Source organism: Paenibacillus humicola, assembly GCF_028826105.1.
Lineage (GTDB): Bacteria > Bacillota > Bacilli > Paenibacillales > Paenibacillaceae > Paenibacillus_Z > Paenibacillus_Z humicola.
In genome coordinates this window covers 151,578-164,006 of record NZ_JAQGPL010000001.1, presented here as the reverse complement: position 1 = coordinate 164,006, position 12,429 = coordinate 151,578, and the positions used below count along the sequence as shown (strand labels likewise).

Here is a 12,429-nt window from a genome sequence, read left to right as displayed (position 1 = left end):
ACGGTTCGTAGTCATCTATACCCGGTCGTTATCGAGGAAGCTTTGCAGCTTCCGTTTGACGTCCGGCCATTCCCGGTCCAAAATGCTGTAGACGACGTAGTCCATGCCGTTATATTTCTGCCGCAGCACGCCTTCCCGCACTGCGCCCAGCCGCTCGATCGCCCGCTGCGACAGCTCGTTGTCCGTCGTCGTGACAAACTCCACCCGAACGGCCCGCCAGGCTTCGAACGCATGCGCGAGCAGCAGCATTTTGCATTCGGTATTGACCCGCGTCCGCCACACCTCCGGGTTGTACCAGGTCGTGCCGATATTCAGGTTCCGGTGCTCCGCCGAAATGCGGTTGAAGCGAGTCGAACCGACGGCCCGTCCAAGCTCCTTGTCGAAAACGAGAAAAGGGAAATGCTCGCCCTTGTCCCGCATGTCGAGCGCCTTCCGCACGAAACGCCCGGCATCCTCCATCGTCGCGATCGCGGTCGCGGCCGGATAATGCGGCCATATGGCCGGATCGCGGCCGCAGGCGTACAGCGCTTCCGCATGCTCCTCCCGCAGCGGAACAAGGGAAACGCGCTTCCCTTCGAGTCCCCGAAAATCCATCCGTTCCTCTCCCCTCGTCGTCTTCCCGTTCCCATACGACGGGCAGAACCGGCTCAAAATGCCGTCTTTTGGCGTCGAATTGCGTCGAAGCAAGGCTCTTCCCCCGTTAATCGGCAGCCTATCGCCTGGATTCCATTACCCTCCCGTATCGTTCAAAAAAGGCAGCAGCACGCGCCACGCCTCCAGCCGGTCGGCGGTCGTCCGCATCCGCGGCGTCGGAATCGGACTCGTCGACGGCAGCTTGAGCCGCGCCGGCGCCGCGCACGCCGGATCGGTACCGAAATACTTGCGGAACGTATCGTGAGATTTCGTCCCGTTGAACGCCAGGCACCGGATGCCCGGATACTGCCGGAGCAGGCCGGGGATATCGTTCGGCACCTCGTCCCGGATATTCGCGTCGAGACTGCCTTCCCGAGAACAGGTTGCGATCACGTCCCACAGGGCGATGCCTCGGCCGAGGGCGAAGGCGAGCCGAGCGTCGTAGTCGTCTTCCGGCTCCCGCCCGAACAGACCGTAAATGACCGGCCATAAATGGTTGCGCGGATTGCCGTAATATTGATGCTTCGTAAGCGACGCCGTACCCGGCATACTGCCGAGCACAAGCACGCGGGAATTGTCGTCGATGATGGGCGGAAACGATTGAACGAACATGTCCGCGCCTCCTTCCTCCTTATGTTCACTAACCGCCGTTATACCTCAAAGCTCTGTAAGTTCTGCCTCGCCCCATACTCCCACCAGCTGGCTCCATCGGGGTCCGCAGCAGGTCCTCTAGCCAGCCGAGGCTTTCGTCTGCCGGCCGCCGTTAGAGCAAAAGACCGCTCCGCGCTTGACGTTCAGCGCAGGGCGGTCTTCGTTTGTTGCGGGCTGCCCGCTTATTTGATAAATCCGAGCAGCATTTCGCGGATGACCTTCGACGCGACGATCTGCGTCTGCTCGGTCGGATCGTACGCCGGCGCGACTTCGACGAGGTCGCAGCCGACGACGTTCACATCGGAACGCGCGATCGCATGGACCGCCTCCAGCAGCTCCTTGCTCGTAATGCCGCCCGCTTCCGCCGTGCCGGTTCCCGGCGCGCAGGACGGATCGAGCACGTCGATGTCGATCGTCAGGTACACCGGACGCCCGGCGAGCTCCGGCAGCGCCTTCTTCAGCGGCTCCAGCACCTCGAACGGATGGAAGTTGATGTGCTCGCGCGCGAACTGCCATTCCTCGCGGGAGCCGGAGCGGATGCCGAACTGGTAAATGTTGCGGCCGCCGATCAGGCCGGCCGCCTTGCGCAGCGGCGTCGAGTGCGAGAGCGGCTCGCCCTCGTACTGCTCGCGCAGATCCGCATGCGCGTCGAAATGGATGATCGCGAGATCCGGGTATTTCACGTACACCTCGCGGAAAATCGGCCAAGAGACGAGATGCTCCCCGCCGAGGCCGAGCGGCATTTTGCCGTCGTCCAACACACCGCGCACATACTCGCCGATCATCTCGAGCGAGCGAGCGGCATTGCCGAACGGCAGCAGCAGGTCGCCCGCGTCGAAGTAGACGATATCCTCGAGGCTGCGGTCGAGATACGGGCTGTATTCCTCGAGGCCGACCGACACCTCGCGGATGCGGGCGGGGCCGAAGCGCGAGCCGGGACGGAACGAAACGGTGAAGTCCATCGGCATGCCGTAGATGACCGCTTTGGAAGCGGCGTAATCGTCGGAGCTCAGAATAAAAACGTTGCCGGAATATTTTTGGTCAAGTCGCATGGGTGCGGGGTCCTCGCTTTCGCCGATTGCCGGTCTCCGGGAAGAAGCCGGTTTTTTATTTCACCAGATCCTCCACGAATTTCGGCAGCGCGAACGCCGCTTTGTGCAGACGCGGAGAGTAGTATTTCGTATCGATGTCCGGAATGGCGGACTCGTCGACCTGCAGCGGATCGTATTTCTTGCTGCCCATCGTGAACGTCCACAGGCCGCTCGGATACGTCGGCACGTTCGCGCAGTATACGCGCACGATCGGGAACACTTCCTTGACGTCGCGGTTAACGCTCGTTATCAGATCGGCCTTGAACCACGGGTTGTCCGTCTGCGCGACGAAAATGCCGTCGTCCTTCAGCGCCTCGTATATGCCCTGGTAGAAGCCGCGCGTGAACAGGTTGACCGCCGGGCCGACCGGCTCGGTGGAGTCGACCATGATGACGTCGTAGCTGTTCTTCTGATCGTGAATATGCATGAAGCCGTCGTTCACGATGACGTCGACGCGCGGATCGTCCAGGCCGCACGCGATGTTCGGCAAATATTTTTTCGAATATTCGATGACCTTGCCGTCGATTTCGACGAGCACCGCCTTCTCGACCTGCGGATGCTTCAGCACCTCGCGGATGACGCCGCCGTCGCCGCCGCCGACCACGAGCACATGCTTCGGGTTCGGGTGCGTATACAGCGCCGGATGGGCCACCATTTCGTGGTATACGAACTCGTCTTTATCGGTTGTCATCACCATGCCGTCCAGGACGAGCATCGTGCCGAACTCCTCGGTTTCGATCATATCGAGCTTCTGAAACTCGGTTTGCTCGCTCACGTACGTTTCTTTGATTTTGGCCGTAATGCCATAGGTTTCAGTCTGTTTCTCGGTGTACCACAATTCCATGACGGCAGTCCCTCTCTTCATCTATGTAATAGGCGGAATTTCCGTTAGCTGACGGTTCAACCTGTATTATAGTGGAACGGGGCGAAAAAGCAACCTTTACGGCGCGGCGCCGCAAAAAATTCATCCCGCATCCTCCGGCGTGTGAATAGCCGGCTTCGCCATTTTCCATACTAAGGAAATGACAAGCTTATGCAAGGGGGCCGCAACATGAAAAGCCTGGGCTCGCCCAAACCGATCGACAAACGCCGCTCGCCGTTTCGCGTCCGCGCGGAGAAATGGATGCCGCTGCTGGGCCGGGCGTACCGCTGGCTGATGATCGCCGGGTGCGGGGCCGCCATCCTGTTCGCCCTTATTTTCGGATTCCTCTTCTATTTGCGCGTGCAGGCGCTGCCCGCCGCGGCGATCAGCCAGACGTCGCAAATGTACGATATCCGAGGCAACGTTATCGATACGTTCCACGCCGGCGAGAACCGCCATTCGGTGCCGCTGAAGTCGATATCGCCGTATTTAATCGAGGCGACGCTCGCCATCGAGGACCGGCGGTTCTACGATCACCTCGGCTTCGATATGAAAGGGATGGCCCGCGCGGTGTTCGTCAATCTCGAGCATCTGCGGACGAAGCAGGGCGCGAGCACGCTGACGCAGCAGCTGGCGCGCAATCTGTATTTGACGCACGAGCGCACCTGGTCTCGCAAGCTGAAGGAAGCGATGTACACGGTTCAGCTCGAGATGCATTACACGAAAGACGAAATTCTCGGGATGTATCTGAACCAGATTTATTACGGACACGGCGCGTACGGCGCGGAGGCGGCGGCGCAGATGTATTTCGGCAAGCACGCCTCGGAGCTCGGCTTGGCCGAAAGCGCGATGCTGGCCGGCATTCCGAAAGGGCCGAAGTATTACTCGCCGTATATGGATATGAAAAACGCCAAGGACCGGCAGCGGACGATTCTGATGACGATGGCGTCGCAGGGTATCCTGACGAAGAAACAGGCTGAGGAGGCCGCAAGCGAGCTGCTGAAGTTCGTGCCGCTCGGCAGCGGCAAGCAGGATAGTTTCGCGCCTTATTTTCGCGATTACGTGCGCAGCGTCGCCGTCGACCGGCTCGGCATCGACGAGCGGCTCATAAGCGGCGGTGGCATCCGCATCTATACGACGCTCGACCCCGATGCCCAGCAGGCCGCGGAGGATGCGGTCAAGGCCGGCATGCCGGCCGATTCCGGGCAGCAGGCGGCGCTCGTCTCGATCGACCCGCGCACCGGGTATATCAAAGCTATGGTCGGCGGCCGCGACTATGCTTCCAACCAGTACAACCGCGTTCTCGCCACGACGCGCCAGCCGGGCTCGTCGTTCAAGCCGGTGCTGTACCTGGCCGCGCTGGAGCAGGGAGCGGTGACGCCGGTCACCCGTTTCAAGAGCGAGCCGACCGTGTTTACCTACGATGAAGGACGCAAGACATACGCGCCGGGCAACTACAATAAGAAGTACACGAACGATTATATCGATCTGCGCCAGGCAATCGCGAGCTCGGACAATATCTACGCGGTCAATACGATTATGGCCGTCGGCGCCGACAAGGTGATCGATATGGCGCGGCGGCTCGGCATCGACAGCCCGATGCAGCCGGTGCCCTCGCTCGCACTCGGGGCGTACCCGGTCAGCCCGCTCGAGATGGCTTCGGCGTTCGGCACGTTTGCGGCCGGCGGCGTCCGCAGCGAACCGACCGCGATCGTGCGCATCGAGGACAGCAAAGGGGAAGTGCTGTACGAAGCGAAGCCGAAGGCGAAGCAGGTCGTGGATGCCGCGCATGCCTACGTGCTGACCGGCCTGATGGAAAGCGTGTTCGAGACCGGCGGCACGGGCAGCCGCGTGTCTGCGATGATTCATCGTCCGGTTGCCGGCAAGACGGGCACGACGGCAAGCGACGCGTGGCTCGTCGGCTACACGCCCGAGCTGACGACGGCGGTCTGGGTCGGCTACGACAAGGGGCGGAAGCTGACGACCGCCGAGGCGCACCGGGCGGCGCCGATCTTCGCCGCCTTCACGGAAAAGGCGCTGGCCGCGGTGCCGCCGAAAATGTTCCCCATGCCGGAGGGTGTCGTCTCCGTCTACGTCGACCCGTCGTCGGGCAAGCTGGCCGCTTCCTCCTGTCCGAGCAGGCGGCTCGAGACGTTCGTCAGCGGCACGCAGCCGACCGAGGTGTGCGGCGAGCACGGCGGCGCGGCTTCGGCAAACGGCGACGGCGACGCCAAGGCGGAGCGTTCGCAGTCGTGGTGGCGGAAGCTGAAGCGCTGGTGGACGAATTAAGAAGCGACGGCTAACGCTCTTTGACGGCGGAACAAGCTGCTTCCCTTCCGTCGATGAAGAAAGGAAGGCGCAGCCTTTTCGATTGAATTGAAAAAGCGGCGGGACGAAGCATGCGCGCTTGCAAGCGCATGACCGTCCCGCCGCCTTTTTTCTAGCTCAACCGTTCAGTTATTCAGCAGCGCCAGCATGACGACATCGAGAAACATCTTCGTCGCCTCGTGCATCAAATATTGATGGAGCACGCCCTCGCGCTTGAAGCCGAGCTTCTCCAGCAGCTTGAGCGACGCCTTGTTCTTCGGAGCCACCTCCGCCTGAATGCGGTGCGCGCCGAACCGCTCGAGCCCGAAATCGATGACGGCCTTCAGCGCCTCGGTCATCATTCCCCGGTTCCAATACGCCTTGTCCAAGTCGTAGCCGACGGTTACCGGATAAAGCGGCCTCTGCTCGAAGGTGCCGCGGATCGGCATGTACATCACCGTACCGATCAGCCGGTCCCGGCCGTTCAGGGTAAGGCCCCATGGAAGAAGCTGCCGGTTCCGGTACATGTCGTTCCAGGAAACGATCATGTCCTTCGCCTGCTCCACGGACTCCGGTCCGTACCAGTCCATGTAGCGGGTGACGTCGGCATCCGAATAATATTCGTACAGCGCCTCCGCATCCGACGGCTCCAACTTGCGAAGAATCAGTCGGTCCGTATTCAGGACCGGAAAACGTTCGAATATATCCGATGCATGCATGATGTCGATTGGCTCCATTCCGGTCAGTTTGGCGGCGGGAGCATAGCTTGCGTTTTCCGCGCCGTCCGCCTCCCTATCATACACCAAAAACCGGGAAGAAGCCGAGCCGTTTTCTTGTCATGGAGCGGCGGGGCGTCCAGCCATGACTTTTAGAGCAGCGGCCGCTCCAGCTCTGCATACATCCGTTCAAGCAGCGAAACCGCCTGCTCTTCGAGCGCCTTGACCGATTGCAGCACACTTACGGCACGTTCCCGGCCGGCAGCCGAGTTAGGATCGCCTCCTGCAGGAAAAGGGAACCTCTCGGCCAACTCCTGCAGCTGCTCCGCCATGCTCCGGTACAGCTTCGCGGCTTCGGCGCCAAGCGTACGGATGGGTTCATCCGATGCTTCGCCGCCCTGCCGATCGGCGATCTCGACGAGAAAATCCGCCGCAAGCCGGCGGGCATCCTGCACAACGGCCACATTGTAGGCATTGCCATTCGGCTCGATATTCCCGCCGCGGAATGCATCCATCCACACATCATAGGCGCGCAGTCCCCGTTCACAGCGGTCGGCCGCAGCCTCGTTCCCGCGGTAGTGATCGAGAATCATCCCCAGCGCGTCCCGAAGCATCGAACGCTCATCCTTCTCCGTCCGTTCCTCCAGCGCCAGGATGAACAATTCCTCCAGTATACCCCGCCCGAGATGATCGTAAGGAAGCCGGCTGTCCTGCATCACCTCCACCGCCGTCAGCATCCGCTGCTCGTCGTCATAGCCGTAAATGACGCCGAATTCGGGGATGAACAGATCCCAGGACATAACCGGAAGGCCTCTGTCGATGGAACGGTGAATCAAATCCAGGGCGGCAGGAAGCTTTTCCTGGACCCGCCTCTTCTCTTTGGCCGCCGGCTCGAGCAGTACCGGGTCAACCAAGTTGGAATTATCGCCGGGCAGACAATGGCTGTTCTCCATCTCCACGACGCGGCAGCTCCATCCCAGGTTTTGCAGGCCTCGTCTGAAAATGTCCCCGAACGGGAACATCGTCGGTCCCGCGATATGAACATCGCCGCGGCAAATCGTGATGCGAAAAGCATGTCCGGTCAGGCCCATAACCATCGGCATACTCAGTTTCTGATCGGTAAAGCTGAGCATGCGGTACAAGGCCCAGCCTGCCGACGTCCATGTTCCGGACGCATCGAACGCATCCGTCTTCGTTAACAGGTTCGTTTTCATCGCTCCCCAATCCTTTCGTTCCGTCAAGTATTGGTCGACTACGGCGCGGATTCGCGCCTGGGCTACTTTTTTCCGGGAACGGGATAAAATTTGATAGACGTTCGCCTGAGACAAGCTGAACAGCTTCGCGATTTCCTGCGGCGACAGATGATCGAAAAAATGCGACTCGAAAATTTGCCGCTCCCGCTTGGAGAGGCAGCTCAGCATAGCTCCGATCGCGTCAAGCAGCTGCCGGCGCATCAAGTGCTCTTCCGGATTGGCGGCAGCGCTCGCATGTTCGTCCAGCGAACGCGAAACGCGATGCAGAATATCATCCAAATTCGACCAGTCGGCGGCTGCAGGTTCCCCTTCTTCCCCGGTAGGCCGCAGCGCCGAGAAAGGCCGCTCCTTCACAACCGGGCTGCTGCGGAGCCGGGAATACGCCTGATTGCGGACGATCCGGTGAAGCCAAGGCAGAAACCGCGCAATATCAACCAGCGTTCCCAGGTGCAAAAAAGCGCGGATCAAGGCATCCTGCACGATATCCTCCGCCATGAACGGCTCCTGCGTCAGGGCTTGGGCGTACCCGTACAAATGCCGCCGGTGGCGCCGGATCAGCTCGCCGAACGCCTCCCGGTCGCCGGCCTGCGCGCGCTGTACCAGCTCGCTGTCTTCCAGCCGGTCCAAATCGCGCTCCATATCCCAATGCGCAGGTTTTACATTTTGGATTTCATTCCCGTCGTTCCCGATAACAACCACCCCGCCAGTAGATCGACCTACAATAAAGACTCGAAAGCAAAGCGATTTCTGACAAACGGAATCACTATTGGAGAAATTGCCGCCGATTTATTGAAATCCGTTCATCCGTACAACGGAAAACCCCGTCAAGAAAAGCTCCCGCCCCGTAAAAAAACGGCCCGGGCAGCCTCGATTCGCTGCCCGGGCCTCCCGGTAACGTCTAATTTGTCGCTTAGCTTAGGTCGCCCAGCGCCTGCTTCAGCACATCGGGCGAACGGTCCCACCATTCCGCGTTATGGGAAACGAGCAGGCCGCGGAGCGCCGTTTTCGCTTCCTCCCCGAGCTCATCCAGCATAAAACGGCGCTTGAGCGCGTAGTCGAGGTTGTTCACGTGCTGCGCGAGAATTTTCCAGCCGCGTTTCGCTTCGGTATCGATCAGCATCGGGCAGGCCGTCGCGCCGGCGTAATGCGCTCCTTCTTCGGAGCGGTCCACCGCGACCCACACGATCCAGACCGGACGGCCACTGGGCACGTCCTCTTTGTTCGCGCTGAATTTGATGCCCCTCTCCACTTTGCTCTTCGCATGCATGGCGCCGACATCGATATACGCTTCCCCGCCGTCGATAATGACCGCCGAGACGTTGTTCAGGTCGATCGTGCCCGCGCCGAATCCCTTATGCTCCTTGCTGCTGACGACATTCAGCGCAAGCTGCCGTTTCTCTTTCTTCGCCGGAGTCTGCTCTTGGGCACGCCCCTGGTCCTGATTCTGATCCGTCATATTCCGTTCCTCCCCGAATTTCGGCCGGGCGAGCCGGCAAAAAGCCTGAAGCCCGCGCCGGACGCGGGTTTTCCGCCTGTCCGAACATTAATTCCATTTTAGCTAATAATCCGCGAAAAGCAAACATATACATGCTTTAGATGCTTGTCAACGGGAGGGAATCGTTCAATGACGCCACGTCACCTCAAACAAATCCTGCTCTTCGCGCTAGCCGCCGTCCTGATCGGCGCAACGGTCCGGGAAGGGTTCGGGGCCGCCTGGATTTCGCAATATTCCTTCGCATCCGCGCCCGTTACCGGCGTTTCCGCTCCCGTTAAACCGGACACGTCCCCGAAGACGGCGCCGCAGGGCTCGCCGGAGCCCGATTCGGTCATGCAGCCGAAGCCGGTGGCGCTCAGCAAGCGGGTTGTGGAATACCACATCGACGTGCGGCTGCAGGAGGACGCCAAAACGCTGCAGGGCGAGGAAACCGTAACCTGGACCAACCCCGGCAAAAAAGCGGTGTCCGATATGTATTTTCACCTTTACCCGAACGCCTTCGAATCGAAGGACACGACATTCATGCGCGAATCCGGCGGCCAGCTGCGGCAGGACAAGGCCACCCCGTCCAGCTACGGCTACATGCACATCAATGCGCTGCAGACGACCGAGACCGGCAACCTGCTTCCCCGGCTTCATTACGTTCAGCCCGACGACGGCAACTTAAGCGACCATACGCTGGCCAAGCTTAAGCTTCCCGACCCGGTCTACCCCGGGCAAAGCGTGACGCTGAAGCTGAAGTTCGAGGTGAAGCTGCCCGAGGTGTTCGCGCGGATGGGCTATGCCGGCAATTTCGTGATGGCCGGGCAGTGGTTTCCGAAGGTAGCCGCTTATGAAACGGCGGGAACGCGCGGCCGGACGACGGAAGGCTGGAACGCCCATCAGTATCACGGCAATTCGGAGTTTTACAGCGATTTCGGCATATACAGCGTCAACATCAACGTCCCGGAGGCCTACAAGGTGGCGGCGACCGGCTTCCAGGCAAAGGCGTCGGACGTGAAGGACGGACGGAAAACCTACCACTATTATGCCGACGACGTGCACGATTTCGGCTGGTCGGCTTCTCCGGATTTCGTCTACTTCGAGGAGCCCTTCTCCACGGACGGCGTACCCGGGGTGCGGATCAAGCTGTATCTCGACCCGCTTCACGCAGACTTGAAGGACCGGTACATGCACGCCGCCAAATCGGCGCTCGCCAAATACGCCCAGTGGTACGGAGCCTATCCGTATTCGACGCTGTCCATCGTCGTCCCTCCGAAGGGCGGCAACGGGGCCGGAGGGATGGAATACCCGACGCTCGTTACGGCGTTTGCGGCCGATTCGAACAGCCCGGGCTACGACCTCGAACGAACGGTGGTGCACGAGATCGGCCACCAATACTGGTACGGCATGGTCGCCTCCAACGAATTCGAGGAAGCCTGGCTGGATGAAGGGATCACCTCCTACTCCGAGGACCAGATCATGGAAAGCGAATACGGCGTCGAGCCGAATTTGTCCATCGAGTCCAGCTATATGACCGATCCCGCTCCGCTCAAGCAGCTGTCCTGGTCGTACGGCAGCAACGATCATTATGCCGAAAATGTGTACATGCGGGCCAAGCTCGTCCTCGTCGGCATCGAAAAGCAGGTCGGCGCCCAGACGATGCGAAAAATTTTGCGCACCTATTTCCAGAAATACAAGTTCAAGCATCCGTCCACGGCCGACTTCCAGCGCGTGGTCGAGCAGGTGACGAACCAGAACTGGGACAATTATTTCAGCGCCTTCGTGTACGGCAACCAGATGGCCGATTATGCGGTCGATTCCATTCAAGTCCGGCCGGTAACGGAAAACGGCGCCAAGCAGTACGAATCGGTCGTCCTCATTCGCCGGCTGGGCGGCCGCAACGGCCCGGTTCAGGTGGTGCTGAAGTTCGCCGACGGATCAACGCTGCAGAAAACATGGGACGGCCGGGATTCGCAAATCAAGTACGACGCCGTCGAACCCTCTCCGCTCGCTTGGGCGGCCGTCGATCCGCATCACGATAACGTGCTGGACAACAAGCAGATCAACAACTTTTTGAAAGCCGGACTGCCGGAGAAAACCCGCACGCGCTGGAGCGTCGGCATCGTCAAGCTGGTCGAGGGGCTGTTCGCGTCGGTCGCCTGGTGACGGCGCCCTTACCCAGGCGGCTCCGGCGCCGCAAGCGAGGAGGGATGTTGGGATGAAGCTTTATTTGAAGCAAGGATGGCGGCTGACCGTCAAACATCTGTACATCGTCATTTTGCTCTTCCTCTATGAACTCATTTGGGGATTCTTCCTGTACCGGATCGTGGACCATATCGTCGTACCGCTGTTGAGGCGTTATCCGGGCAGCCTGCCCTCGGCGGACGCGGCGCAAATTTTCCTGACCGAAGCCCAGTTCCAGCTCCTGAAAACCGATCTGATCCGCCCGTACATCTGGCTGTTCGCCGGCCTGCTGGCGGCCCGGATGCTCGTCACGCCGCTGCTGAACGCCGGCCTGCTCCATTCCCTGCGGCATGCCGCGGACGAGGAAGGCACGCATTTCCTGCGGGGCATCCGCGCCGCCTGGAAGCCGGTCGCCCTGCTCTACCTGATCGAGACCGCGCTTGCGCTCTCCCCGGCGGGCTGGCTGCTGCCCCGCGCGCTCGATGCGCTGCTCTCCAGCGGGAGCGCGGCCGAGCTGGCGCAGCGGACTCTCCCTTGGGCGGCCGGCTGGCTGGCCTGGGCGGCCGTGCTGCATCTCTTGTTTCTCGCGATGCAGTTCGGCGCCGTCTCCCGCACCGGCATTCTGAAGGGACTCGGAAACGGCATCCGGCGGCTCCTGCCGCTGGTGGGGATATCCCTGCTGCTGTGGCTGATCGGCGCGTCTTTAAGCCTCACCTTCGCGGCGGCATCCATGCTGTGGGCCGGCCTGATCGCGCTCATCCTGCAGCAAAGCTACCATCTGGTCCGGACGATCATGAAGGTGTGGACCGTCGCCTCGCAGCTCGATGTCTGGAAGTCGAAACAGACCTGAACGGGCTGCAGCCCGGAGGCCCGGGAAGCCGATGCGCTTCCCGGGCGTTTGTTTTGGCGGCTGCTCCCGTTTAACCAGCGATTTGCTGCAGCTGCTCAAGCGATACCCGATCGATAAATTTGCTGAATTTTTCTTTGCCTTTGGCATGTTCCTTATAGAAATCGATGATGGCGGTCCGTTCGAGCGGCACTTCCGCATAAAGCTGCTTGAACGGGGTCATTTCCACTTTGGCATCCGTCTCGAGAGCAGCCCCGATTTTCGCGAGCTGCTTCACCGTAAACTGACTTCCACCGACTTGAATCGGCGGGCTTATCGCGATTTTTGTTTTTTCTCCCACGACCCATACTCCTCGATTTGAAATTATCGAATCCTTTAACATCAACTACGAAAAGCACGGTTAAACTT

General features: G+C 60.4%; 11 protein-coding genes. 3 read left to right on the top strand and 8 right to left on the bottom strand.

Annotated features, from left to right (window positions below; translation table 11 throughout):
• Window positions 1-15: 15 nt before the first annotated feature.
• The 4 genes from PD282_RS00770 to speE all read right to left on the bottom strand — a co-directional run bounded on the left by PD282_RS00770 (window position 16) and on the right by speE (window position 3,219).
• Window positions 16-687 (bottom strand): GNAT family N-acetyltransferase, encoded by a 672-nt coding sequence (locus tag PD282_RS00770; protein ID WP_274648503.1) that lies wholly within the window; start codon window positions 685-687, stop codon window positions 16-18.
• Window positions 688-729: 42 nt separating this feature from the next.
• Window positions 730-1,245 carry a DNA-deoxyinosine glycosylase gene (locus PD282_RS00765; RefSeq protein WP_274648502.1) on the bottom strand — a complete coding sequence of 172 codons (516 nt, stop codon included), beginning with the start codon at window positions 1,243-1,245 and terminating at the stop codon, window positions 730-732.
• Between the two features lie 221 nt (window positions 1,246-1,466).
• Entirely contained in the window at window positions 1,467-2,336 is an 870-nt protein-coding gene (speB, locus tag PD282_RS00760; protein WP_274648501.1) for an agmatinase, read from the bottom strand.
• Between the two features lie 55 nt (window positions 2,337-2,391).
• Entirely contained in the window at window positions 2,392-3,219 is an 828-nt protein-coding gene (speE, locus tag PD282_RS00755) for a polyamine aminopropyltransferase (protein WP_274648500.1), read from the bottom strand.
• 207 nt (window positions 3,220-3,426) lie between these two features.
• On the opposite strand from speE, the gene PD282_RS00750 reads away from it, so the two are divergent.
• The gene (locus PD282_RS00750) at window positions 3,427-5,526 is read left to right on the top strand and encodes a transglycosylase domain-containing protein (RefSeq protein ID WP_274648499.1); all 2,100 of its coding nucleotides are present in this window, start codon (window positions 3,427-3,429) and stop codon (window positions 5,524-5,526) included.
• Window positions 5,527-5,690: 164 nt separating this feature from the next.
• On the opposite strand, the gene PD282_RS00745 is transcribed toward PD282_RS00750, so the two are convergent.
• From PD282_RS00745 to PD282_RS00735, 3 genes are all read right to left on the bottom strand, one after another.
• Window positions 5,691-6,263, bottom strand: a complete 573-nt coding sequence (locus tag PD282_RS00745; RefSeq protein WP_274648498.1) for a GNAT family N-acetyltransferase — start codon at window positions 6,261-6,263, stop codon at window positions 5,691-5,693.
• Between the two features lie 149 nt (window positions 6,264-6,412).
• The gene (locus tag PD282_RS00740; RefSeq protein WP_338045147.1) at window positions 6,413-8,212 is read right to left on the bottom strand and encodes an RNA polymerase sigma factor; all 1,800 of its coding nucleotides are present in this window, start codon (window positions 8,210-8,212) and stop codon (window positions 6,413-6,415) included.
• Window positions 8,213-8,423: 211 nt separating this feature from the next.
• Entirely contained in the window at window positions 8,424-8,969 is a 546-nt protein-coding gene (locus tag PD282_RS00735) for a YwhD family protein (RefSeq protein ID WP_274648497.1), read from the bottom strand.
• A gap of 168 nt (window positions 8,970-9,137) precedes the next feature.
• On the opposite strand from PD282_RS00735, the gene PD282_RS00730 reads away from it, so the two are divergent.
• Together PD282_RS00730 and PD282_RS00725 are read left to right on the top strand one after the other, a co-directional pair.
• Window positions 9,138-11,156, top strand: coding sequence for a M1 family metallopeptidase (locus tag PD282_RS00730; RefSeq protein ID WP_274648496.1), 2,019 nt, complete (start codon window positions 9,138-9,140; stop codon window positions 11,154-11,156).
• A gap of 52 nt (window positions 11,157-11,208) precedes the next feature.
• Window positions 11,209-12,024 carry a hypothetical protein gene (locus PD282_RS00725; protein WP_274648495.1) on the top strand — a complete coding sequence of 272 codons (816 nt, stop codon included), beginning with the start codon at window positions 11,209-11,211 and terminating at the stop codon, window positions 12,022-12,024.
• A gap of 70 nt (window positions 12,025-12,094) precedes the next feature.
• Here PD282_RS00725 and PD282_RS00720 read toward each other — a convergent pair whose 3' ends face one another.
• Window positions 12,095-12,361, bottom strand: a complete 267-nt coding sequence (locus PD282_RS00720) for a hypothetical protein (RefSeq protein WP_274648494.1) — start codon at window positions 12,359-12,361, stop codon at window positions 12,095-12,097.
• Window positions 12,362-12,429: the final 68 nt, after the last annotated feature.